This is a genomic window from Dietzia papillomatosis NBRC 105045 (assembly GCF_001570845.1).
Taxonomy (GTDB): domain Bacteria; phylum Actinomycetota; class Actinomycetes; order Mycobacteriales; family Mycobacteriaceae; genus Dietzia; species Dietzia cinnamea.
Window position 1 is genome coordinate 1 of record NZ_BCSL01000013.1, and the last position, 23,049, is coordinate 23,049.

25 protein-coding genes are annotated in these 23,049 nt (G+C 71.2%); 12 read left to right on the forward strand and 13 right to left on the reverse strand.

From position 1 onward, the window contains the following. Positions 1-238: 238 nt before the first annotated feature. Positions 239-1,414, reverse strand: a complete 1,176-nt coding sequence (locus DPA01S_RS06205) for an RtcB family protein (RefSeq protein WP_061229526.1) — start codon at positions 1,412-1,414, stop codon at positions 239-241. Between the two features lie 70 nt (positions 1,415-1,484). Here DPA01S_RS06205 and DPA01S_RS06210 point away from each other — a divergent pair, with 70 nt between their 5' ends. Beyond that, positions 1,485-2,006, forward strand: coding sequence for a DUF309 domain-containing protein (locus DPA01S_RS06210; RefSeq protein WP_061229527.1), 522 nt, complete (start codon positions 1,485-1,487; stop codon positions 2,004-2,006). 8 nt (positions 2,007-2,014) lie between these two features. Here DPA01S_RS06210 and DPA01S_RS06215 read toward each other — a convergent pair whose 3' ends face one another. The 3 genes from DPA01S_RS06215 to DPA01S_RS06225 are packed head-to-tail and all read right to left on the reverse strand — an operon-like array spanning position 2,015 to position 4,004. Beyond that, the gene (locus DPA01S_RS06215; protein WP_061229528.1) at positions 2,015-2,503 is read right to left on the reverse strand and encodes a pyridoxamine 5'-phosphate oxidase family protein; all 489 of its coding nucleotides are present in this window, start codon (positions 2,501-2,503) and stop codon (positions 2,015-2,017) included. A gap of 46 nt (positions 2,504-2,549) precedes the next feature. Then, a complete protein-coding gene (locus DPA01S_RS06220) occupies positions 2,550-3,293 on the reverse strand; it encodes an MBL fold metallo-hydrolase (protein WP_061229529.1) in 744 nt (247 codons plus the stop codon). Beyond that, positions 3,294-4,004, reverse strand: coding sequence for a hemerythrin domain-containing protein (locus DPA01S_RS06225; RefSeq protein WP_061229530.1), 711 nt, complete (start codon positions 4,002-4,004; stop codon positions 3,294-3,296). It lies immediately after the preceding gene. Between the two features lie 106 nt (positions 4,005-4,110). Here DPA01S_RS06225 and DPA01S_RS06230 point away from each other — a divergent pair, with 106 nt between their 5' ends. The 3 genes from DPA01S_RS06230 to DPA01S_RS17565 are packed head-to-tail and all read left to right on the forward strand — an operon-like array spanning position 4,111 to position 6,979. Then, positions 4,111-5,595 carry an L-lactate permease gene (locus DPA01S_RS06230; protein ID WP_061229531.1) on the forward strand — a complete coding sequence of 495 codons (1,485 nt, stop codon included), beginning with the start codon at positions 4,111-4,113 and terminating at the stop codon, positions 5,593-5,595. Positions 5,596-5,649: 54 nt separating this feature from the next. Next, on the forward strand, positions 5,650-6,003 hold the full coding sequence (locus tag DPA01S_RS06235) for a cupin domain-containing protein (RefSeq protein WP_061229553.1): 354 nt from the start codon (positions 5,650-5,652) through the stop codon (positions 6,001-6,003). Positions 6,004-6,031: 28 nt separating this feature from the next. Next, positions 6,032-6,979, forward strand: a complete 948-nt coding sequence (locus DPA01S_RS17565; protein WP_082767796.1) for a GNAT family N-acetyltransferase — start codon at positions 6,032-6,034, stop codon at positions 6,977-6,979. Positions 6,980-7,011: 32 nt separating this feature from the next. Here the strand turns inward: DPA01S_RS17565 and DPA01S_RS06250 are convergent, their stop codons facing one another. Continuing rightward, positions 7,012-7,779 carry a thioesterase family protein gene (locus DPA01S_RS06250; RefSeq protein ID WP_061229532.1) on the reverse strand — a complete coding sequence of 256 codons (768 nt, stop codon included), beginning with the start codon at positions 7,777-7,779 and terminating at the stop codon, positions 7,012-7,014. A gap of 64 nt (positions 7,780-7,843) precedes the next feature. Here DPA01S_RS06250 and DPA01S_RS06255 point away from each other — a divergent pair, with 64 nt between their 5' ends. Then, entirely contained in the window at positions 7,844-8,326 is a 483-nt protein-coding gene (locus DPA01S_RS06255) for a MaoC family dehydratase (RefSeq protein WP_061229533.1), read from the forward strand. Positions 8,327-8,351: 25 nt separating this feature from the next. On the opposite strand, the gene DPA01S_RS06260 is transcribed toward DPA01S_RS06255, so the two are convergent. After that, positions 8,352-8,831, reverse strand: a complete 480-nt coding sequence (locus DPA01S_RS06260) for a nitroreductase family deazaflavin-dependent oxidoreductase (protein ID WP_061229534.1) — start codon at positions 8,829-8,831, stop codon at positions 8,352-8,354. 10 nt (positions 8,832-8,841) lie between these two features. After that, the gene (locus tag DPA01S_RS06265) at positions 8,842-10,182 is read right to left on the reverse strand and encodes a class I SAM-dependent methyltransferase (protein ID WP_061229535.1); all 1,341 of its coding nucleotides are present in this window, start codon (positions 10,180-10,182) and stop codon (positions 8,842-8,844) included. A gap of 252 nt (positions 10,183-10,434) precedes the next feature. Here DPA01S_RS06265 and DPA01S_RS06270 point away from each other — a divergent pair, with 252 nt between their 5' ends. Then, the gene (locus DPA01S_RS06270) at positions 10,435-11,859 is read left to right on the forward strand and encodes an NAD(P)/FAD-dependent oxidoreductase (protein WP_061229536.1); all 1,425 of its coding nucleotides are present in this window, start codon (positions 10,435-10,437) and stop codon (positions 11,857-11,859) included. A gap of 110 nt (positions 11,860-11,969) precedes the next feature. On the opposite strand, the gene DPA01S_RS06275 is transcribed toward DPA01S_RS06270, so the two are convergent. Both DPA01S_RS06275 and DPA01S_RS06280 read right to left on the reverse strand, forming a co-directional pair. Continuing rightward, complete coding sequence (locus DPA01S_RS06275) at positions 11,970-12,386, reverse strand: PaaI family thioesterase (RefSeq protein WP_061229537.1); 417 nt, start codon at positions 12,384-12,386, stop codon at positions 11,970-11,972. Positions 12,387-12,478: 92 nt separating this feature from the next. Continuing rightward, entirely contained in the window at positions 12,479-13,243 is a 765-nt protein-coding gene (locus DPA01S_RS06280) for a hypothetical protein (protein WP_061229538.1), read from the reverse strand. A gap of 300 nt (positions 13,244-13,543) precedes the next feature. Here DPA01S_RS06280 and gnd point away from each other — a divergent pair, with 300 nt between their 5' ends. The 3 genes from gnd to DPA01S_RS06295 all read left to right on the forward strand — a co-directional run bounded on the left by gnd (position 13,544) and on the right by DPA01S_RS06295 (position 17,321). After that, positions 13,544-15,016, forward strand: a complete 1,473-nt coding sequence (gnd, locus tag DPA01S_RS06285) for an NADP-dependent phosphogluconate dehydrogenase (protein ID WP_061229539.1) — start codon at positions 13,544-13,546, stop codon at positions 15,014-15,016. A 71-nt stretch (positions 15,017-15,087) separates the two neighbouring features. Then, the gene (locus DPA01S_RS06290; protein ID WP_232303039.1) at positions 15,088-16,392 is read left to right on the forward strand and encodes a DEAD/DEAH box helicase; all 1,305 of its coding nucleotides are present in this window, start codon (positions 15,088-15,090) and stop codon (positions 16,390-16,392) included. After that, positions 16,392-17,321: a hypothetical protein gene (locus DPA01S_RS06295; RefSeq protein WP_061229541.1), complete on the forward strand. Its 930-nt coding sequence runs from the start codon at positions 16,392-16,394 to the stop codon at positions 17,319-17,321. Before DPA01S_RS06290 ends, DPA01S_RS06295 begins: the two co-directional genes overlap by 1 nt. A gap of 7 nt (positions 17,322-17,328) precedes the next feature. Here the strand turns inward: DPA01S_RS06295 and DPA01S_RS06300 are convergent, their stop codons facing one another. Further along, positions 17,329-18,264 carry a hydrogen peroxide-inducible genes activator gene (locus tag DPA01S_RS06300; protein WP_061229542.1) on the reverse strand — a complete coding sequence of 312 codons (936 nt, stop codon included), beginning with the start codon at positions 18,262-18,264 and terminating at the stop codon, positions 17,329-17,331. Positions 18,265-18,417: 153 nt separating this feature from the next. On the opposite strand from DPA01S_RS06300, the gene DPA01S_RS06305 reads away from it, so the two are divergent. The 3 genes from DPA01S_RS06305 (at position 18,418) to DPA01S_RS17460 (ending at position 20,647) form a co-directional block, all read left to right on the forward strand. Further along, positions 18,418-19,014, forward strand: a complete 597-nt coding sequence (locus tag DPA01S_RS06305) for a peroxiredoxin (RefSeq protein WP_061229543.1) — start codon at positions 18,418-18,420, stop codon at positions 19,012-19,014. Next, positions 19,011-19,535: an alkylhydroperoxidase, AhpD family gene (ahpD, locus tag DPA01S_RS06310; protein ID WP_061229544.1), complete on the forward strand. Its 525-nt coding sequence runs from the start codon at positions 19,011-19,013 to the stop codon at positions 19,533-19,535. The genes DPA01S_RS06305 and ahpD overlap by 4 nt, the downstream gene beginning before the upstream one ends. 524 nt (positions 19,536-20,059) lie before the next feature. Next, positions 20,060-20,647, forward strand: a complete 588-nt coding sequence (locus DPA01S_RS17460) for a hypothetical protein (protein WP_269747524.1) — start codon at positions 20,060-20,062, stop codon at positions 20,645-20,647. A gap of 183 nt (positions 20,648-20,830) precedes the next feature. Here the strand turns inward: DPA01S_RS17460 and DPA01S_RS06320 are convergent, their stop codons facing one another. Genes DPA01S_RS06320 through DPA01S_RS06330 form a run of 3 tightly spaced genes read right to left on the reverse strand, consistent with a single transcriptional unit; the run spans position 20,831 to position 22,896 of the window. Beyond that, positions 20,831-21,568 carry a DUF3159 domain-containing protein gene (locus DPA01S_RS06320; protein WP_061229545.1) on the reverse strand — a complete coding sequence of 246 codons (738 nt, stop codon included), beginning with the start codon at positions 21,566-21,568 and terminating at the stop codon, positions 20,831-20,833. Further along, on the reverse strand, positions 21,555-21,962 hold the full coding sequence (locus DPA01S_RS06325; protein ID WP_061229546.1) for an OB-fold nucleic acid binding domain-containing protein: 408 nt from the start codon (positions 21,960-21,962) through the stop codon (positions 21,555-21,557). Before DPA01S_RS06325 ends, DPA01S_RS06320 begins: the two co-directional genes overlap by 14 nt. Before the next feature lie 31 nt (positions 21,963-21,993). After that, on the reverse strand, positions 21,994-22,896 hold the full coding sequence (locus DPA01S_RS06330) for a DUF3710 domain-containing protein (protein ID WP_061229547.1): 903 nt from the start codon (positions 22,894-22,896) through the stop codon (positions 21,994-21,996). Positions 22,897-23,049 lie beyond the last annotated feature (153 nt).

A 23,049-nucleotide genomic window follows, 5' to 3' on the forward strand; every position in this document is an offset into this window, starting at 1 on the left:
CCTCGCCCTGGGTCGCGGGTCGGCTGAGCAATCTGCGGACTGGTTCCGATTGAGGATCCCCTAACGCGATACCGCCAACCCGGCACGCAAACCGTACCGGCCGCACGTTGTGATCCGGCCTCCCCCTGCGGGAGAACCCGCTCGGAACAACGGCCAGGGACGGCCCCTGCCTGCCGACTCGAATACGCATGAATCTAATACGCAGACCTTCCACCTAGGCGCTGCCCCTGGAGTCCCTCTATGTCCCCTTGAGGTTCATCACCTGACGCAGTGTGTGCACGATCTCGACGAGGTCGTCGGCGTCCTCCATCACCCGGTCGATGTCCTTGTAGGCGGCGGGGATCTCGTCGACCCACGCATCGCCGGGCCGGTAGACAATTCCTTGCATCGCCGCGTCGAGGTCGGCTGCGGTGAACCGCTTCTTGGCCTGTGTCCGCGACATCCGACGACCGGCGCCGTGCGGCGCGGAGAACAACCCGTCTGCGTTCCCCTTGCCTCGGACGATGTACGACCGGGTGCCCATCGATCCCGGGATGCATCCCATGCGGCCCTCACTCGCATCGATGGCGCCCTTGCGGGTGAGCCACACTTCCCTGCCATCGAGTTCGATCTTCTCGGTGTAGTTGTGGTGGCAGTTCACGCGTTCCGATTCGCCGGCGTCGTCGTCGCGGAAGATCCGGGCCAGCTCCGCGAGGAAGCGATCCATCATCTCGTCACGGTTGAGCCGCGCGAAACGCTGCGCCCACCGCAGCTCGGCGAGGTACTGCGAGAACTCGACAGTTCCCTGCTTCAAGTACGCATGGTCACGGTCCTCGAGCCGGATGCCCCGCTCCGCGCACTGCTGCTGGGCGATCCTGATGTGTTTCTGGGCGATCTTGTTGCCCACTCCTCGGCTCCCGGAGTGCAGGAAGCACCACACGGCTCCGGACTCGTCCAGACACAGCTCGATGAAGTGGTTCCCGCCGCCCAGGCTCCCCAGTTGCTCGCGCCACTTCGGCGAGTGGGACAGGTCGACGCCGCCGGAGTCCGCGAGAATCTCGAGTTCCCGAACCCGCTCCCGCGTGTGGTCGTGACGAACGGCCTTGTTGTAGTTGCCCGGCGACAGCGGGATCGCGCGCTCCAGCCTGTCGCGCAACGTGCTCAGGTCGATGCGCTCGAGGTCGGACTCCGTGTACCGGGTACGCGCGGCCACCATCCCGCATCCGATATCGACTCCGACCGCGGCCGGGATGACCGCCTCGACGGTCGGGATGACCGTGCCGACCGCGGACCCCTTGCCGGCGTGGGCGTCGGGCAGCAGCGCGATATGCGGGTGGATGATCGGCAGTCGCGCGAGGGCCACCGCCTGGTCGACTGTCGTCTCGTCGATCGCCGACGCCCACAACAGCACATTCGGAGCGAGAGTGACGGGCATGGCTCCATTGTCCCGGTTCCGGGCCGCCGCGTGGTGGCACTCGTGCGGCACCGGGTGAGACCATGGCGCCATGTCCACCCCTCCCCGTTCGGATCGTGACCGCGATGAGGAAGGTCGCGCGCGCAACGCCCGCCCACGCGACGAGCTCGGTCGCCCGCTGCCGCCGGGCAGCGTTGGGGTCGAGCGCATTCCCGAGGACCTCGACCTACCGCCCGCCGAGTCCCTGGCGTGGGCGCAGGACCTGCTGGACCGGGGCCGCGCGTTCCACGCCCACGAGGTCCTGGAGGGTGCGTGGAAGAGCGGTCCCGCCGCCGAGCGGGACCTGTGGCAGGGACTCGCCCAGTTGGCCGTCGGCATCACGCACATCCAACGCGGCAACGCCACGGGGGCCGTGGCGTTGCTCGATCGTGCGGCCGGGCGCCTCGAACACATCGACGGCACGGCACCGCACGGGGTCGACGCGACCGGGCTGGTGCGCTACGCCCGGGACCTCGTCTCCGAACTCCGGCGGGGACTCTCCCCTCTCCCCGACCGCCTGAAGCCGCGACTCGTGAATTCACGGGTCGGGGACGCCGGGCGGACCGCCGGCTGACCGGCAGATCACAGTTCGACGGTGCCGCTGTCCCCCATGTCGGGAGTCCGGTCGCCGCGGGACACGGTGGCGCGGACGAAGGAGGCGATGTGGGCGATGCTCGAGCCGCTCGAATCCCAGTACTCGGCCGCCTCCGCCTCCACCAGTATCGAGGTCGCCTGGTCCGGGCCGTCGGGGAACCAGGCGTCGACCGCGGGGCTCCAGTTCGCGGTCACCGCGTCGCGGTCGTCGTCGACGACCGCGCGCCCCGCCACCGACACGAACCCGTCGGAGGATTGCACCGAGACGTTGACCTGCGCATGGGCGGCGATCTCGGACACGATGTCACCGCCCCGGGGCGCGAGCAACCGGATCGTCCCGTCGAAGTCGGAGTTCTGACGGGTCATCGGGCGGCTCAGCAGTCGTCCGTCGGCGCTGACCGTGGTGATCATGCAGATCGGCGACTTCTCGATGAGGGCGGACACGATCTGCTCGGGCGTTCTGGTGTCGTCTGACATGGATACGGGCCTTTCCGTTGACAGGTTGTCGTGCACTGAAGGGCAGTCAGTGCTCCCCCACGGCGCGGGCGTTCCCGACCGCGGCGTCCACTCCGTGCGTCCAGGGCTCACCGTGTCCGGGCAGAACGGTGGCGGCCCCGGTCTCGGCGATGGGCCCGAGCGACTCGATGGCGGTCGCCGTGTCGGCGGTGGCCGCGGACGCCACGATCTGCGGGCCAGTGGCACCGGTATAGGGGTCGAGGGTGACGAGGGCGTCGCCACTGATCACGGTATCCCGGTCCGGCAGGTGCAGGATGCAGTGCCCGCCGGTGTGGCCCGGCGCGAACAACGGCACCGGCCGGCCCGGGATGTCCAACACCGCGCCCACCGCCAACTCGTCGGTGTCCTCGATCCCGCGGACGCTGAGCGCCCCGGCCATCGCCATCCGCCCGAGCACGGGCAGCGACCGGGGGTGCAGGAGCGGGTACAGCAGTCGGTTGCGTTGGGGCTTGTAGCTGTACGGGTGCGCGGCCAGGTGGTCGTCCTCCGGGTGCACCAGGACCGGGACGTTCAGCTCGACGCGGGCGCGGCGGGCGAAGCCGACGTGGTCGAAGTGGCCGTGGGTGAGCACGAGCGCCCGCACGTCGCCGGGGCCGCGCCCCAGGCGGCGGAGGGTGTCGGTCATCAGGTTCCACATGCTCGGCAGGCCGGCGTCGACGAGGGTCACTCCGTCGTCGTCGTCGATGACATAGCAGTTGACGTGGGCGTGGGCCAGGCGGTGGACGCGGTCGGCGACCTCGGTGGCGTGCATTCATTCTCCTCTCGACGTGCTGGGATCCTCGCCGCGCCGCATGATCGGCAGGTGTTCGATCGCGCCGGCGGCGCGCGCCAGCACCCCGCTGGCCGCGGTCAGCGCGGGGCCGACGGCGTCCGGCCCGCGGAGGGCCGCCGACTCGAGTACGTCACGCAGGCGGTCGGTCACGGTCAGCGGGAGCGCCGCCGCGACGTTGCCCGGGGGCCGGCGTGCGACCACCGGGTGGGGACGGGTGGGCGCGGTGCGCCGGACCGCCTCCCACGCCACGCCGAGGGCCCGGAGCCGGGCTGGGCTCAGCTTCTCCTGCAGCCGCGGCAGCAGCTCGTCCTCCTCGTCCCGGACGTCGTCGCGCAGCACGGTGATGAGGCGACGCAGCACCTCGTCGCGCTCCGGGTGGGCGTCACCGAGGTTCTCCAGCAGGGTGACGAGCTCGTTGACCTCCTGGTGTTCCTGCTCCACGCGCAGCGTCAGCTCGTGCCCGTCGGGCAGCTCCGCCCGCATCACGGGCCACAGCACGGATTCCTCGGCGAAGGCGTGGGGGAACACGAGCCGATAGGTCTTGATCAGGGCCAGCTTCTGCTCCGCGCCGTCCGTCCGTTCCACCTCCCCGAGGAGCCGGTCGAGCTCCATGTGGTCGAGCTTCTGCCGGGCGAGGACGCTCCACCGGCCGCCCAGGTCATCGAGGTTCTGCTCTGACAGAGATCGCATGTGGTGTCCTCCCTACCGCGTAGGGTGCGCGCGGGCGGATCGGCCCGCAACCGGTCCACCGCGGGGCCCGGCGACCTCGGCCACCCGCGCGGGTAGGTTGAGAGCGATGAGCGAGCTCGTGTCGACCGGCGTCGCCGTCGCCCCGGTCGTCGTGGTCCTGGCACTGTTGGCTCTCCGGGTCCCCTCGCTGGTGGCGGGAACCGCGGGCCTCGTCGCCGCCCTGGCGGGGGCGGTCACCGTCTTCCGGCCCGACGACGACGAGGTCGCCACCGCGGCCGCCCAGCTGGGGCCGACGGTGCTCGAGGTCGCACTGATCCTCCTCGGCGGCGTCCTGTTGGCCACGGCCCTGTCGGCCACCGGGAGCAGGGACCACATCGCCGGGTGGCTGGAGCGGATCGGTTCGGGCGGTGACCGGGTGCCCGCGATCCTGCTGCTGGTGTTCGGTCTCACGCCGTTCATGGAGTCGGTCACCGGCTTCGGGCTGGGCGTGGTCATCACCGCGCCGCTGCTCGTGCGGATGGGTCTACCACCTGTGAAGGCGGTCGTCGTGGGCCTGCTCGGGCTGGTCCTGGTCCCGTGGGGCTCACTGGGCCCGGGCACCCTCGTCGCCGCCGAGCTCGGAGGCCTGGGCGTCGACGCCCTGGGATACTGGTCCGCCCTGCTCAGCCTCCCGGTCTTCGTAGTGAGCATGATGACCGTCCTCGTCGTCGTCACCGGCCGGACCCCTGCGACCACCGGGTCGCCGGACGCCCCACGGTGGCCAGCCCTCACCCGACCGCCCGCGCGCCACGTCGCGCTGGGCGCGGCCGTCGTGGTCACCCAGTGGGCCGTCCTCGTCGCGTCCAACGCGGTCGTCGGCGTGGCACCGTCGGGCATCATCGCCTCGGCGGCCGTCATCGCCGTGCTGCTGGCGGTGGCGCGGTTGCGTCACGGCGCGCTGCCGGCCGTGACCGGCGGACTCGTGCGCGCTCTCGTCCCGTTCGCCGTCCTGCTCGCGGGGATCCTCGGCACCACCGCCGCGCTGGCGGTCGCGGGCGCCCCGGCCGGCGCGGGGTGGCTCACCTCCCCAGCCCTGTGGGTGCTCGTCGCCGCCCTCGTCGCGCTGCGTGTGTACACCACACCCGGCTCGGGCATCGCGCGCCTGCTCCGGACGGCGATGGCGACGTGGGTCCCCGTGGCGGGCAACGCCATCGTGTACATGGCCATCGGCATCGTCATGGCGACCGCGGGCATGGCCGCCCACCTCGCCGGGCTCGCGACCGGGCTCGGCACGGCGTCACTGGCCCTCACCCCCGCGATCGGGGCGCTCGGCGGGTACCTCACCGGCACCAACACCGGCGCCGCCGCCATGTTCTCCGCGGCCACCACCTCGGCCTCGACCGCCCTCGGGGCCGACGGACTCGTCGCGCTCGCGGGCCAGAACGTCGGGGGCTCCTTCGCGATCATCGTCTCTCCCCCTCGCGTCGCGCTCGCCGTCGGCGTCGTCCTGGCCGGCCGCACCCGGCTCCCCGCCCGCGCCACCCGCACTCTGGCCACCGCCGCGGTCACGGCGACGATCGTGCTCTCCGCGGTGGTCGCCGTCCTGACGTAGTGTTCGTGGGAAGAGACCCGGATGGCCGCGACACGAGAGGCAGTGAGTTCCACCATGAACCATGTGACCGAGACCGCCGACCGCATTCTCGACAAGGCCAAGGAGTCCAAGCACGGTCGCCACGCCGAGCTCCTCGTCCACGAGGGTCCGCTGCGTCAGGCGCTCCTCGCGCTCACCGAGGGCACCGAGCTGGAGGAGCACAACTCTCCCCCGGCCGCGAGCCTGTACCTGCTCCAGGGCGCTGTCCGCGTGACCGGTGACGGCACCACCGACATCGCGGCCGGGGAGCTGCACACGCTCACCCACCACCGGCACTCCGTCACCGCGCTCGCCGACTCCGTGTTCCTGCTGACGACGGTCACCAGCATCCCGGGTCAGGGAAGTTACGACACCGAACCCGTCGACTGACGGACGCGCGCGGCGGATACTGGCAGGCGTGCGCACGCGACACGTCTCCACGGTCATCCGCCGCCCGCCCGAGCAGGTGTACGCCTACGCCCGCGACCCCGCCAACCTCGGCGCCTGGGCCGCCGGGCTGGCGTCGGGCAGGATCGAGCCCGGCGATGAGTCCGGCGCCGAGGGCGGCGGCGCGGACGGTGACGGGGACCGCGGCGACACGCTCGTCGTGGATTCCCCGATGGGCCGCGTGAGCGTGCGCTTCCTGCCCCGCAACGAGCTGGGCGTACTGGACCACGAGGTCACGCTCCCCGACGGGACCGTTACCTACAACCCGCTGCGGGTCGTGCCGCACCCGGACGGTGCGGAGGTGATCTTCACGCTCCGCGGGGTCGACGACGACGAGTTCGAGCAGGACGCCGCGATGGTGGCCGAGGACCTCGCGCGCCTGCGGGCCGTCTTCGAGGGCCCGCTCCCCGCCGGGGCGCCGCCGCGGAGTGACTCGGCCATCGCCGACGCGGGTATACGCCTGGCCACGCCGGCGGACGCCGGGTCGCTCGGGCGGATGCTGTACGAGTTCAACACCGGGTTCGAGTCCGCGACCCCCACCGCCGACGAGGCCGCCCGGCGGTTCGGGGACCTCCTCGCGCGCGACGACGTCCTCGCCGTCGTCGCCTCTCCCGGCTCGTCGGACGCTCCCACCGACGTCGGCTTCGCGCTGCTCACGCTGCGCCCGACGCCCTACTCGGACCACCCACTCGCGCAGCTCGAGGAGCTCTACGTCCGGCCGGACCTCCGTGGGCGCGGCGTCGGGGCCGCGATCATCACCCGATCGTTGTTCGAGGTGGTCGCGCGACGCTGCGAGGAGATGCTGATCAACGTCGACGCCGACGACCTGGGCGCACGGCGCTTCTACGAACGCCACGGGTTCACCGACCGCGATCCGGATAGCGGATCGGGGATGCGCTGCTACCTGCGACAGTTGTAGAGCGGCGCCCGGGTTGGACGGCCGCCGGCCCTCTACGGCCGTACTGTCAACGACTGGGACACGGTCCCGACAGGGCCGTTCTCGTCATGGATCACGCTCGCGGTGAGCCCCAGGCCGCCGGGACCGAAGGTCACGCGGGTGTCGAAGCCCAGCCACTCCCCCGCGGGCGAGCGCACGAGGTGCGCGGTGAGGTCGATGTTGGGGAAGGTGACGACGGCCGGGTCCGCGCGGATCGCCATCCCGTTGGCGATATCGACGAGCGCCGTCATCCGCGCGAGCGGGCTGACCTCCTCCGCCGCGAGCAGAGGGACGTCGGTGCGCACCCAGTACCGTGCCCGGCCCGGCCCGCTCGACTCCCGCCGCACCCGGGCGGAAGCGAGGTATCCACCGCCCCACACGGAGGTGGGATCCCACGGTTCCATCTCTCCCGGCGGCGGGAGGGGGTCGAAGGCGTCGCCGGCGATCGCCGCGGTGTCGCGCGGCTGCTGCAGCCACGCGCGCAGCCGGATGCCGGTGCGGTCGCCGTGTGAATAGGTCGCCTCCACCAGTTCGATCGTGCGCCCGGGTCGGATCACCTCCACCTCGACGTCCACCGCGTCCATGGGCACCACACCCAACAGCTCGTAGGTCAGGCGTGAGAGGACCATCGGATCGTCGCGTCGTCCGGCCAGGTCGAGCTCCACGGCGTGGACCAGCAGACCCAACGCGGGTCCGATGTGCTGCGTGGACGCGTCCCAGGCGCCGCTCACATGATCGGTGGGCCGGAAACTCCCCGGATCGAGCCTCTCGAAGTACGCCATCCCCGTCCTCCAGTCGGTGAGTGGTGATTAACTGGGGAGCGTACACAGAACAGCGGGAGGCAGCATGCAGGACGAGACGTTCGACGAGTTCACCACCCCTATCGACGACCGCTACCTCGAGGACTACACCGAAGGTCACCGGTACCGTTTCGGCGAGGAGTCGGTCGACGCCGGGGAGATCATGGAGTTCGCGCGGCGATACGACCCGCAGAGCATCCACACCGACCCGGACGCCGCGGCCGCCGGCCCGTTCGGCGGCCTCATCGCGAGCGGCTGGCAGACCGCCGCGCTCATGATGCGCCTGTTCGCGGACAACTACCTCACCAGCGTGGCGAGCCTCGCCTCTCCGGGGATCGACGAGCTGCGGTGGGTGCGGCCCCTGCGCCCCGGTGACCGGCTGACCCTGCTGTGCGAGACCACGGGTGTCCGCCCGTCGCGCACCAAGCCGGACCGCGGGGTGCTGACGACCGACGTGACCCTGGTCAACCAGGACGGCGACCCGGTCCTCACCGCGACCGCGATGAACATGGTGGCCCGCCGGCGCTGACCTGCCCGACCCGCCGAGGGAACCGCTAGAGCCTCGGGGTGAAGTGGAAGATCGGCAGCGTCCGCGTGGTGCGGCGGGCGTAGATCTCGTAGTTCGGCCACACCCGCACCGCCGCGGCCCACGCCGACGCCCGCTCGTCGTCGGGCAGCTCGCGCCCGTCCACGACGAGCCGCGCGCCGTAGACCGAGATCTCGACCTCCCCCTCGCCGGCGGCGCGCAGATTGTGGACCCAGGCCGGAGTCGTCTGACCGCCCCAGTTGGAGCCCACGACCACGAGGCCGTTGTCCCAGGAGGCACACAGCAGGGGCGTGCTGCGCGGCTCCGCGCTCCTGCGCCCGGGCACGTGGAGCGTGAGCGTGGGCAGCGCGGCCAGCCGGAGCAGCGGGACACGACCACGCGAGACCCGGCTCAGCCACCGGTCCAGAGTGACGACGAGGTGGGAGTTCTCGCGCGTCGCGTCCTGCCGACCGAACCAGATCGCGAGCGGGGTGAGGAGGTTTCCCATGCCGATGACCTTAGGTCGTACCCCGTCCGTCGCGGTGCGACACCGCGCCCTCCGCGGCCGCCAGCACTTGCACCGACTCGGTCCATCCCGTTCGCAACCCCGCCTCCAACACCGCGAGGTGGAACGCCCACATCCGTCTGTAGACGGCGTCGAAGCCCAGGGCGGCGGCGTCGCGGCCGCGCTGGGCGAAGGTCTCGGACCAGAGCCGGACCGTCTCCGCGTGGTGGGCGGTCGTCTCGACCCGCCCCCGCAGTGTCAGCCTCGGCGCCCGCTCGATCGCGTCGACCAGCTCCGACCACGCGACCGGAGGCCCCGCCTCGGAGACGTACCTCGACTCCCACGCCGCGAGCTCCACCACGGCGGGGTTGGGACGGCCCGGCGCGACGGTCGTGTGGATCACGAGCCGCCCCCCCGCACCGAGGAGCCGGTCCGCCACGCCGATCACCTCGTCGTGCCCGGCGCGGCCGGCGGTCGTGCCGGGCTCCGCCGCGACGACGGCGTCGACCGTCCCGGCGGCATCGGACGGGGCGCCGAGGAACAGGGAGATCTCCTCGTCCAGCCCCGCCGCGGCGAACCTCGACCCCAGCGCCGACAACCTCTCGGTGGACGCCGTCATCGTGCGCACGTGAGCCCCGCGCTCCGCAGCGCGCATGGGCAGCTCGCCCCACCCGGGCGTCGCCACGATCACGTGGGAGCCGTCCTCCACCCCCGCCAACGTCAGCATCGTGTCGGCCGACCGACGCTGGGCGTCCCCCAGATCGGCCCGCCGGGGGGCCGGCGACGGCGCCTCCAGGTGGACCACGTCGGTCCCGCCCGCCAGGCGGGTCCGGGTCCGCGCACCGGACGCGAAGACGGCGCCCGACGTCGACATCGTCTCGTCCGTGTACAACGAGGTCAGCGCGCCGGGCACGGAGTCCTCCAGCTCCACTGTGACGGGACCGCCCCGCCGCCGCCCACCGCCGACGGGGCCGCGACCGTCACGTCCGTAAGCCCGCTCTCCCGGGTGGGCGCAGTCGGCGTTCGCTGCGATCCACGGGGCCAGCGTCGCGATGGCGGTGCACAGGTCGGGCGTGGTCCAGTCCCCGGCCATGAACGACTCGCCGAGCCCGACCACCCCGCCCACCGCCAGCCGCGCCCAGAAGTGCTCCGGCTCGCGTAGGACCACCCGAACCGGGGCGTCGTACTCCCCCGCCGCCGACGCGTCGGGGTAGTCGATCCGCAGGCCGAGCTCGCGCGCCGAGCGCCGCAGGGCCTGGGCGATGAGTACCGGCGGCTGGCCCGGCACCCCGGACGGCGGGGCGAGCGCGGGCCAGCGCTCGAGGTCGACGGCCTGGGGTTCGACTCTGACCACCGGTGTCCCTCCTTGTGGGGCTCGCGTCACAGGGACGCTACCGCCGACCGGCCGTCCCCCCGCTCAGGCGCGGCGGCGACCCTCCGGCTCGGCTCGACGGGGGCCCGCGCACCCGCGCGCCGCGCCTCTCCGTGTGCGCGGTGTCGGACGGCGCACTATCCTGGGGACTCGTGCCCGGCGGTAGTTTCGCGGGCCCCAGACCGACGAGGCCAACGAGCCCCTCACCACAGACCAGCCTCATCAGGAGCCGCCATGACCGAGCCCGCAATCGACCAGGTCACCGCCACCGCACCGGCCGGCCGCCGGCACCGCGTCGTCATCGTCGGCTCCGGCTTCGGCGGTCTGTTCGCCGCCCAACAGCTCGACAAGGCCGACGTCGACGTGACGTTGGTCGCCAGAACGGGCCACCACCTGTTCCAGCCGCTGCTCTACCAGGTGGCCACCGGCATCCTCTCCGTGGGCGAGATCGCCCCGCCGACCCGCCTCATCCTGCGGGACCAGAAGAACGCCACGGTTGTCCTCGGCGACGTCGACACGATCGACGTGGCGGCCAAGAAGCTCCACGCCTCGGCCGGCCACATCAACTTCGATCTCGAGTACGACAGCCTCATCGTCGCCGCGGGCGCCAATCAGTCCTACTTCGGTAACGACCACTTCGAGCGGTGGGCGCCCGGCATGAAGACGGTCGACGACGCGCTGGAGTTGCGCAGCCGCATCCTCGGCTGCTTCGAGCAGGCCGAGGTGATCGACGACGAGGAGGAGCGCCGTCGCCTACTGACCTTCGTCATCGTCGGCGCCGGACCCACCGGTGTCGAGATGGCCGGCCAGGTGGCCGAGCTCGCCCAGCACACCCTCCGGGGCAGCTTCCGCCGCATCGACCCGGCCTCCGCCCGCGTCATCCTCCTCGATGCCGCGCCCGCGGTGCTGCCACCGTTCGGCGACAACCTCGGCAACGCCGCGCGCGCCCGCCTGGAGAAGATGGGCGTCGAGATCCAGCTCAACGCGATGGTCACCGACGTCGACTACCAGGGCATCGAGGTCAAGGACCCGGACGGCTCCGTGCGTCGCATCGACGCCTCGTGCAAGATCTGGTCCGCCGGCGTCAAGGCCAGCCCCCTGGGCAAGCAGCTCGCCGAACAGACGGCCGCCGAGATCGACCGCGCCGGACGCGTGCTGGTCAACAAGGACCTCTCACTGCCGGGCCACCCGGAGATCTTCGTGGTGGGCGACATGATGAGCCTCGACAACCTGCCCGGTGTCGCGCAGGTCGCCATCCAGGGTGGCAAGTACGCGGCCAAGCAGATCATCGCAGAGGTCGAGAAGGGCCGGACCCCGGCGGAGCGGAAGCCGTTCAAGTACTTCGACAAGGGCTCCATGGCCACGGTGTCGCGCTACAGCGCGGTGGTGAAGATGGGCCCGATCGAGATCTCGGGTTTCATCGCCTGGGTCATGTGGCTCGTCGTGCACCTCGCCTACCTGATCGGTTTCAAGAACCGCATCACGACGATGTTCTCGTGGGGGATGCACATGGGCGGCGATCACCGCTCGCAGCTGACCTCGACGAAGCAGTGGGTCTACGCGCGCCAGGCCCTCGAGCAGGTGGCCGCCGACGACGCCGCCCAGCGGTCCGCTGATCGGTCGCGGGAGGAACAGTCCGCCTCCGCGTCGGTCGACTGAGAACCGCTCGACTCGGGCCCGTCGACTGAGGGCCCGGCTACCGGGGTCGACGACGAGGAACGCGCCCGGCGGGCAGGTTGCCGTCGGGCGCGTCGCCGTCTCGCAGCCGGTTACTGTAGGTTCGCCAGCCGCACCTGACCCACCGCCGCGGTACGTCCGTGGTCATCGGCGATCTCGACCCGCCAGAGCTGTTGGGACCGGCCGCGGTGCACGGGGGTCCCGGTCGCCGTGAGGGTGCCCTCGGTGACGGCGCGGAGGAAGTCGGTCGAGTTGTTCACCCCGACGACCTTGCCCTCGCCCCCGAGCCACACCGCGCCGGCCACGCTGGCGACCTCTTCGACGATCGCGCAGTAGACCCCGCCGTGGACGATTCCGTACGGCTGGTGGAGGTGCGGTTTCACGTCCACCGTCACGACCACCCTGTCGGGAGTGACCTCGGTGTACTCGATCCCGATGTTGCCGCCGAAGCCGATGCCGGAATGGGCACGGATACGCTCGATCACATCACTGTCAACCGTGTCGGACATCTGACCTCATCTCCCCGGCCCGGCCGGTCCGGACCACCGGGATCGAACGTTACCCGGGCCGTACTCGTGCGGGATCACTCACGCCTCCCGGATCAGCGGACGGAGCGCCACCCCCGGTCGCGCACGGGGATGGGCCCCGAGCCCGGGGTGCGCGGGAGCCGGCTACGCCGGCGGACGGCCAATCCGGAATCGTGAAGGGCCTGGAGCACCATCTGTCCGCGCCGGTATCCGGTCTCCGGGCTGGTGTCGGCGAACGTCGGCACGATCGTCGCGGCCCCCAGGACACATTCACCGGCCATCGACCAGAGCGTGTCGACACTGCAGTTGCTCACCTCGGCGAGGCCCTCGAACACCGCCGTCAGGGTCGAGCGGGACCGGCAGGCGAGCCATTGTGCGAGCGCCTGTTCACAGGGTAGGACGACGGTGCCGGGTGATCCCGCGGCGGGGTCGTCCGGCAGCACCCGGAGGGTGGTGTCGCGGACGCCGGCCCAGTCGAGGCCCCCCTCGATGTCTGTCCGCACGGCCATGTTCTCGGCGCCGGTGTCCCAGACGCGTCCGATGGTGACGAAGCTGGCGACCGCGCGACCGAGGACACCGTGGGTGAAGGCCTCCGCGACCAGGTACGTCGAGAAGCGGATGTCTCCGGATTCGGTGAAGTGGTCGCGGAACATCTGCTCCACACGGCCACTGTCCACGGCCCGCTCGAGCGGCACCCACCGGCGCCGCGACTGCGTCCCCAGGTCCGCGATCGAGTAGAACTTCGGATAGCCGGCCCGGAGGCCACCGAGCACCTCGACCGTGTCGTCGAACAGCGTGCGTGTCCCCGCCAACTGCGTGGGCAGCAATAAGCCGGTCATGTCTGGTCTTTCCCCTCGTAGAGTCCCCGAACCGGGTCCGGCGCGCCTCCGCGGAGACGTCCGGACCACGGCGATCCGTCCCCCGAATCGTTGTGGTCCAGGTCATCTGGCCCGACCATAAGTGTTACAACACATCGCCGGTTGTTACCAAGAGTTTTTCGGCCGATCGACGAATCCTTGCACTCAGTGCACGTCTGACCTATCAACCACTTCGCTGCCGCCACCCCGCCTCCGGCCCGGCCGATAGCTCGCATCGATGCAGGTCCGCTCGCTTCGCGGGCGTCGACTACGCTGAGGCCCATGAGTACTGAACGCGAGGACGCGCAGCCCGCCGCCGGCACTGTCGGCACCGCCGACATCGGAGTGACCGGCCTCGCCGTGATGGGCTCGAACATCGCCCGCAACTTCGCCCGGCACGGGTATACGGTGGCGGTCCACAACCGCTCTGCGGGAAAGACCGACGCCCTGCTCTCGGAGCACGGCGAGGACGGTGACTTCGTCCGCACCGAGACGATCGCCGAGTTCGCGGCCGCGCTGCGCTCGCCGCGGCGCGCACTCGTGATGGTGCAGGCGGGCGCGCCCACCGACGCGGTGATCGACGCGCTCGCCGACGCGTTCGACGAGGGCGACATCATCATCGACGGCGGCAACTCCCTCTACACGGACACCATCCGTCGCGAGAAGGCCATGGCCGAGCGTGGCATCCGGTTCATCGGTGCGGGCATCTCGGGCGGCGAGGAAGGCGCCCTGGAGGGGCCGTCCATCATGCCGGGCGGGCCCGCGTCCAGCTACGAGGTCGTCGGACCCATGCTCGAGGACATCTCGGCGAAGGTCGACGGCACGCCGTGCTGCACCCATGTCGGCGAGGACGGCTCGGGCCACTTCGTCAAGATGGTGCACAACGGCATCGAGTACTCGGACATGCAGCTGATCGGCGAGGCCTATCACCTCCTGCGCGGCGTGGCGGGCATCGAGCCGGCGGCCATGGCCGACGTCTTCCGTGAGTGGAACACCGGCGAGCTCGACTCGTACCTCATCGAGATCACGGCGGAGGTGCTCGCGCAGGTCGATGCCGAGACCGGCGCACCGCTGGTCGACGTGATCGTCGACCGCGCCGGCCAGAAGGGCACCGGTCGGTGGACCGTCAAGTCCGCCCTCGATCTGGGCGTCCCGGTCACGGGCATCGCCGAGGCCGTCTTCGCCCGCGCGCTGTCGAGCTCCGTCCCCCAGCGGGAGGCCGGGCGCACCCTGCCCGCCGGCTCGGTGTCGACCCCCGCGCAGACCGGTCCCGAGTTCGTCGAGGACGTCCGCCGGGCGCTCTACGCGTCCAAGGTCATCGCCTACGCGCAGGGGTTCGACCAGATCACGGCGGCGAGCGCGGAGTACGGATGGGACGTCGCCCGTGGCGATCTCGCCACCATCTGGCGCGGCGGCTGCATCATCCGCGCCACGTTCCTCGACCGGATCCGTGAGGCGTACGCCGCCGACCCGTCGCTGCCCTCCCTGCTCGCGGCGCCGTACTTCGCCGAGGCACTGGCGGACTGCGTGGACAGCTGGCGCCGCGTCGTCGCGACCGCGGTCACCGCTGGCATCCCCGCGCCGGGCTTCTCGGCCGCACTCGCGTACTACGACGGCCTGCGCACCGAACGTCTGCCCGCCGCGTTGATCCAGGGTCAGCGCGACTTCTTCGGCGCGCATACCTATCAGCGCACCGACCGTGAGGGTAGCTTCCACACTCTGTGGAGCGGCGATCGTTCGGAGGTCCGGGTCTGAGCGGTTCGCAGCCCGGTGGTCTGGGCCGGCTCCTCGAAGACCTCGGGGTGTCGGTCCCGATCAGGCATGCCGTGTCCGCGCTCGTCGCGGGTGAGCCGACACCGGTGCAGGCGGCCGCGCTCGCCGACGCCGTCGGCGGCGAGAGCCTGCTCGCGGTGGCACCGACCGGCTCCGGCAAGACGCTGGTGTTCGCGATCGGGGTGGTCCACCGCCTCGCGGGGTCACCGAGCCTGCCGGGTCGGCCCCGGGCGGTCGTGGTGGCACCCACCCGCGAACTCGCGGAGCAGAGCGCCGAGGTCCTCGCGGAGGTGGGGGCGGGCGCCGGGTTGCGGGTGGCCTCGTTCGTCGGCGGCCAGCCGATCAAGCGGGATCGTCGCGCGCTCATCGCCCCGGTCGACGTGGCCGTGGGCACGCCGGGTCGCCTCGCCGACCTGGTCCGGTCCCGGGCCGTGTCGTTCGCCGACGCGCGGGTCATGGTGCTCGACGAGGCCGACCACCTCCTGGGGCCCTCGTTCGTCGACCAGACGGAGTCGCTCCTCGCCACCTGCACCGGTGCGGGGCTCCTGGCGACCACGGCCACCGCCGACGCCGACGTCGAGGCACGCCTGCGCGAGGCGCGTCCCGGCCTCCGGGTCCACCGCGTCGAGCGCGCGCCGGCGTCGGTACAGCAGGAACCCGGGCCCGGAGGGTCGCCGGCGGCCGACACCGCGGCCGGGGAGACCGCGACGGGGACGACGACGACAACGGGCGCGCCACGTCAGCTGGTCATCCTCTCCACCCCGGATCCTGACGGCGTGGCGGTCGCGCTGGCGGCCCGCTGCACGCGCGGGCTCTTCTTCGTCCCTCGCCGGGATACCGTCGACGCGCTGCGTGCCGCCATCGCGGACACCGGCGTCCGCGTGGCCGGCGTGAAGGGGTCGGACTCCCCCACCCGGCGCTCTTCCGCGTTCTCCGAGCTGGCCTCGGGTGCCGTCCGCGTCCTGGTGGCGACGGACCTCGCGGGCCGGGGGCTCGACATCGTCGACGTCGGCCATGTGGTCCACGTTGGACCGCCGCACTCGATGGACGACCTCGTCCATCGTTCGGGGCGCACCGGTCGCGGCGTCGCGCGGGCCGGCGTGGTCGCCGCCGTCCTCAGGCCCTCCCAGGTGGACCGCGTCGCCGATCAGGCGCGGGCGTCGGGGATGTCGGTGGAGACGGTCGATGCCTCCCGGCCGGGCGCCGAAGAGACGATCGCGCGGGTGTTCGGCCCCGAGCTCGCGACACCGGCCGTCCGGAAGGCTCCGTCCCCGCCGGCGCGGTCGCGGCGGCCGTCCGAACCCCGGCGGCCCGCGCGGTCGCGCGTCCACCGCCCCAAGCGGAAGAAGCGGTCGTGATGTCCGACGTGCGGCCACCCGACCCGGTGGTGCTCCCGGAGGAGCTCTGGAGGCACCGCGAGGAACGCCACCACGCGTGGGTCGACCATCTGACGGCCGAGCACCTGGAACGCCGGCGCCGCGGGGAGCCGCACCCCGTCGTCGACTTCCTTTTCACCTACTACCGCACGAGCGTCGCCACGGTGCGTCGCTGGCATCCTGGGCCCGGCGTGTTGTTGGAGAACGCGCACCGGTCGGAACGCCGCGAGTGGCGGCACTACCGCCGCGACACGATCGCCGGCCGGGACGGACTCGTCGTGGACGCCGACTCGGTCTGGCGTCGCTGCGGCGACCGGGTCTCCCGCGCCCGTGCGGTGGTCTCGGCCACGGCGGGACGCCGCGGGGCCACGGGGTGCTTCGGCCTGCACGAGTGGGCGATGCTCTATCGTTCCGGCCGCGACGGCGTGCGCCACGGGCAGGTTCCCCTGCGACTGACCCACGAGCGGGTCGACGAGGTCGTCCGAAGCTCGCATCTGCAGTGCACGCACTTCGATGCGTTCCGCTTCTTCACCGACGCCGCAGTTCCTCTCAACCGCGAGCCGCTCACGCGAGACGGGCAGGTCCTCGACGAGCAGCCGGCGTGCCTCCACGCGGGGATGGATGTCTACGCCCACACGGCGGCCCTCGAGGCCGGCGCACCGGGTGAGCTCCTCCTCGACGCCCTGCGAGCCGCGTTCGACGCCCGCGAGGTGGACATGCGCTCGTCGCCCTACGACCTCTCGGCCTGGGGCCTGACGCCGATACCGGTGGAGACCGCCGCGGGCCGCGCCGAGTTCGTCGCCTTCCAGAAGCAGTGGATCGCGCGCACTCAGGGGCTCCGTTCACGGTTCCTGGCCGCGGTCGACCGTGTCGAGCGGATCGGGGCACGTGTCCCCGCCGGCGCACGGTGACCGGTCGTCACACGGGGGTCGCGCCGAACTCCTGCGCGGCCACGCCGGCGACGACACGGCCGAATTCGGCGTAGGCATCCGCCCCCGCGGTCGCGGTCCGGAGCACGAGACCGATCGTCCGACCGGGCACCGGATCCGCGAACCGCGCCACGGCGATTCCGGGATCGCGCGTCTCCGGACCGACCGCGGACTCGGGCACGATCGTCACTCCCAATCCTCCGGCGACGCACCGCACCGCGGTGGTGAGGGACGCGGCGCGGGATTCACCCCGCCCGAGCACCGGCGCGGAGACCCGGCGGCACAATTCGACCGTCTGCTCGCGGAGGCAGTGGCCCTCGTCGAGCATCAGCAGCGGCTGGTCGACGAGAATCTCCAGCGGCAGGCCCTCGCGTCCGGCGAGCTCGTGCGACGCCGGCACGAGCAGGGCGAACGGTTCGGTGTAGAGCGGCGTGGCGGCGACGCCCATCGCGTCGGTGGGGACCGCCATGATCGCGAGGTCGATGACGCCGCTGCGCAGCCCGTCCACCAGCCGGGACGTCTGGTCCTCCACCACCCGCGGCGTGAGGTCCGGGAACCGCTCCCCCAGCGCGGGGAGCAAGCCGGGCAGCAGGTAGGGGGCAACCGTGGGGATCACGCCTATTCGCAACGACCCGAACAGCGGCCCGTCACTGCCCGCAGCCGCATCGGCCACCGCGTCCATCGCGGTCACTGCCGCGCGCACGTACGGCAGCAGGCGGTGCCCCGCGGGCGTGACGAGGACGGACCGCGTACTGCGCTCGACCAGGTGCAGACCCAGTCCGTCCTCGAGCGTCGCCAGAGCCTGGGACAGGGAGGGTTGACTCATGCCGAGCCCCTCGGCGGCGCTGCGGAAGTGCAGGCGCTCCGCCACGGCGAGGAAGACCCGCAGCTGCATGAGGCTCGGAACGAACCGCTGATCAGCCATACCGATCAATGTACGGCCATCGATAACCGGAAGTCGACGATTATTCGACCATTCCTATGAGTGATCTACGTCTCATCAGCTTTACCTCTCACAGGGAGTGGGGCATAGTCGGGCATGGCCGTCCGACTAACGCCAAACCCTCAGGAGGATCACATGGCTCTTCTCACCATCGGCGATCAGTTCCCCGACTTCGAACTCACCGCACTGAAGGGTGGTGACCTCAAGGAGGTCAACGCGCAGCAGCCCGAGGATTACTTCGAGACGATCACCAACCAGTCCTACGAGGGCAAGTGGCGCGTGATCTTCTTCTACCCGAAGGACTTCACCTTCGTCTGCCCCACCGAGATCGCCGCCTTCGGCAAGCTCGACGAGGAGTTCCAGGACCGCGACACCCAGATCCTGGGCGGTTCGATCGACAACGAGTTCGCGCACTTCAACTGGCGCGCGACCAATGACGAGCTGAAGACCGTGCCGTTCCCGCTCCTGTCGGACATCAAGCACGAGCTGATCCGCGCGCTCGGTGTGGAGAACGCCGACGGTGTCGCCGATCGCGCGACCTTCATCGTCGATCCGGACAACGTCATCCAGTTCGTCTCGGTGACCCCGGACGCCGTCGGCCGCAACGTGGACGAGGTCCTGCGTGTGCTGGACGCCCTGCAGTCGTCCGAGGTCTGCGCCTGCAACTGGCAGAAGAACGATCCCACCAAGAACATCAACAAGATGGACATGCTGCAGGAGGGCATCAAGTGAGCATCGAGAACCTGAAGTCCGGACTCCCCGAGTTCGCCAAGGATCTCAAGCTGAACCTCGGCTCGCTGGCGCGGTCCACCGAGCTGAACGAGCAGCAGCTCTGGGGCACGTTCCTCGCGACCGCCGCGGCGACCCGGTCAGCGACCGTCCTGTCGGAAATCGCCGACGAGGCCCGCCAGCACCTGTCGGACGAGGCGTTCGACGCCGCGCTCGGCGCCGCCTCGATCATGGCCATGAACAATGTGGCCTACCGCGCCAAGGAGTTCCTGGGCGACGACTACACCCAGGTCCGCATGGGCCTGCGGATGAACATCATCGCCAACCCCGGCGTGGAGAAGGCCGACTTCGAGCTGTGGTCGATGGCCGTGTCCACCATCAACGGCTGTGAGAACTGCACCGCCGCCCACGATGACGTCATCCGCAAGGAGGGCGTCACCAAGGAGCAGGCGTGGGAGGCCGTGAAGATCGCCGGCACCATCGCCGGTGTCGCACAGGCCGTGGAGATCGACGCCAACATCTGACGCCCACCTCTCCGGTGACCATCGGGCCCCGCTGACGCTCGTCAGCGGGGCCCGATGCGTTTCCGCCGAATGCCTCATGGTCCGCGAGTTGGACCTCGTACTCGCGCCGCTGCGCAACTAGGTTCGGTACGAGCGCCGCGGAACGAACCCGCGGCACCGGATGATGGAGACGGCAATGACTACCGGAGGCACCCCACCGGGGGACGGGTACCCGAACGACCCCTACCGTTCTGGACCGGACCAGAACCAGGACCCCTACGGCGACCGGGGCTACGGCCAGCAGCCCTACCCGGGCCACGGAGGCTACGAGCCGTACCCCGGGCAGGGATACGGACAGCAGGGATACGGACAGCAGGGCTACGGACAGCAGGGATTCGGACAGCAGGGATTCGGCCAGCCGGCCTACGGACAGGAGCCCTACGGCGATCCGGTGTACGGCGGCTACGGCCAGCCGGGGCCGGGCGGAGCCCCGGCCCCGGTCGGCCGGGTATCCCCCACCCGGCGCGGTCGCCGCCGGCTGGCAGATGTTCAAGAACAACCCGGTCCCCTGGCTGCTCATCACACTGGCCAGCGGTGTCGTCAGCGGGATCGTCAGTGCGTTCTCCACGGACGAGTCCGGGGCCGTGATGTTCATCGCCCAGCTTCTCTCGTTCGTGGTGGGCCTGCTGTTCCAGGCGTTCATCATCCGCGGCGCGCTCCTCGAGGTCGACGGCCACAGGCCGTCGTTCGGCGACTTCTTCAAGCTGCACAATTTCGGGTGGTTCGTGGTCGCCGCGATCCTCGTGGGCATCGCCACCTTCGTGGGTGTCTTCCTTCTCATCGTGGGCGCGTTCATCGTCGCGTTCTTCCTCTACTGGACGCAGTACTTCGTCGTCGACCGCAACATGACGGCCACCGACGCCATCGTGTCGAGCTTCCGTGCCGTCAAGTCCGATGCGGGCAACCTGCTCGCCCTGGCGCTGCTCAACGTCCTCATCGTCATCGCGGGCGCCCTGGCGCTGCTGGTCGGCCTACTTGTGGCCATCCCGCTCACCACGCTCGCGTCGGTGTACGCCTACCGGGTGATCACCGGCCCGAGCGAGTTCTCAAGCACCGCGACCGCCGCCGCCTGATCCACCGCTGCCCGATACACCGCCGTCCGACCCACGGCGACGGAGGCGAGGTGCCCCGGAGAGAACGACGCCCCGACGGCCGAGTGGCGGTCGGGGCGTCGTCATTCACGGGGCGGTGTCAGTCACGAGGCGGTGTCAGTCACGGGGCGGTGGCAGTCCGGCGAGGTGGCAGTCCGCGCGGCGTCACCCCCCGGGCGCGGCATCCCCCGGCGACCGCTCGGGGGCGGCGCTTTCCGCGTCCTTCTCGTGGGCCATCGCGCGACGGACCGCCCACACGGTTCCGAGGAGCGCGATCAGCGCCAGTGGCCAGCCCATCCCGATACGCGCGGCACCCAACCAGTTGACCTCGTCGTTGAGGTACAGGACGTACTGCAGGATCGCCCGGATGGCGAACAGCGCGGCCCAGAAGCCCGTCGCCACGGTGTACCACCGGCGGGCGGGCGGGATCCGACGCCAGGCCATCCCCTTGCCGTCGAGGAAACCCCAGATCACCCCGACGAGAGGCCACCGGGCGAGCGCCGACAGCGCGAACGCCGACCCGTACACGGCCTGGGTGATGATGCCGTACAGGAAATACCCCTTGGCGTCTCCTGTCCGCCAGGCGATGAAGACACAGATGGCCACGCCGATGAACCCGGAGATCGCCGGCTGTGGGTTGTCCCGGCGACCCAAGGACCAGGCGAGCATGGCGACCGCGACGCCGAGGGCGCCCCAGATCGCGGCCGTCAGGCCCCAGAACCCGTTGACGGGGACGAACGTGAGGACGGGAATCGAAGAGAAGACGAGCCCGCGGACACCGCCCATCTGCTCGAGCACCGATGCGTCGGGATCCCCGAACGTGGTCTTCCGGCCCCCCGCCGACGACGGTCGGGCGTCAGCGCCGGTGTCAGGCTCCCCCGCCGCCTGCTCAGGCTCTGTCACGCGATTCCTCCACTGTGCTGCACGGCTGCCCGTCGAGCAGCTCGTAGCGGGGGTTGTACATGATCCTGTGACCGTCGCGGACGCCGACCCGGCCCGTCACTCGGATGAACCGACCGGTGTCGATCCCGGGGATCGTTCGCCGCCCGAGCCAGCAGACCTCGATCGCGCCGGTCCCGTCGAACACCTCGGCGGTCATCCCGAGGAAATCCGATCCGCCGCACGAGAGCACGGTCCGGATGCGCCCGGTCAACGTCACGCGGTCTCCTCGAGCGACATCCGCGACGTGGGTGCACCCCGTCCGCTGCACGCGCACGGCGAGGTCCGCCGCGTCGAGGGCCTCGACGGGGTCGGTGAGTCGGGCGGTCAGGTCACGCAAAACCCTGGGGAAAGGCATGGTCAGATCTCCATCGGCCGACCGGATCCGGTCACAGGTCGTCGTCCCCGCGGCGGAGCCGGTCCATCGCGCTTCCGTCCCTGCGGGGCGTCGCGCTGCCCCCGGTCGATGACGCGGCATCTCCGCCCGTCGACGGGACGGCCTGTCCGCGGCCCTGCGGAGCCGTGGCGGCGCCGGCGGACGGTGCGGTCGCCTGCGGTTTCTCCGGCGCCGCCTGCGCCCCCGCCGGTGCCGCCTGGCCGGCCCGCCCCTGCTGGCCGGCCGCCATCTGCTGCTGGTACGCCTGCGCCTGTTGCTGCGCGGCCTGCTGGGACCGCGCCTGGGTGAGCGCCTGCTGGATCTCGTCCGGGATGGTCAGTGGGAGCTGCTCCCGCACGGGCATCGGCCCGTCACCGCGGTTGATGAGGAGGTGCCGGAACACCTCCCGCCCCTCCTCCGCCGCCTGGTCCGCGAGCTCAGGCGTGGCCATGACCCGGACCTCGGCGGTCCACCGGTTGCCGTCGACCCCGATGGCGCGGAAGACCGCCCCGGGCAGCACGGCGACGAGTTCGCGCCCCCAGGGACCGTCAACCACCGAGACATCGGCGCCCTGCTGTTCGAGCTGCTCACGCATCCCCGCCACCATCGTGCGCCACTGTCCTGCCGACTTCGGGGCGGCGAACGCCCGCGGGATGACACGTGAGACCTGGGTGACGACGTGGAACTCGGGCTGGCCGGCCGGGTCGAGGGCCACGTTCAGATCGCGGCCCTGCGGCACTCCGATGACGAGCGACCCCAGGTCGATATGGCCGTAGCCGAGGGCCGTGTAGTACGCGCGCACGTCTGGAACGGACGAGCGGTCGTGCGGCCCCGTCGACGAGGGTGCCTGCGACTCCGCCTCGGTGGACGCGGCGGCGTCGCGGGCCCCGGTCACCGGCTTCTTTCGTCCGAACATGGTGGAAATCCTCTCGGAGTGCGACCCGGCCCCGGACGGGACCGTCGCGGACGACGCTACCCAACGGCGTCGCCGCCGGTCAGGTCAGGCGCGATGGTGGTCTGTCTCCCCGGGTGTGAGGGCGGTGGTGGTCTGTCTCCCCGGGCGTGAGGG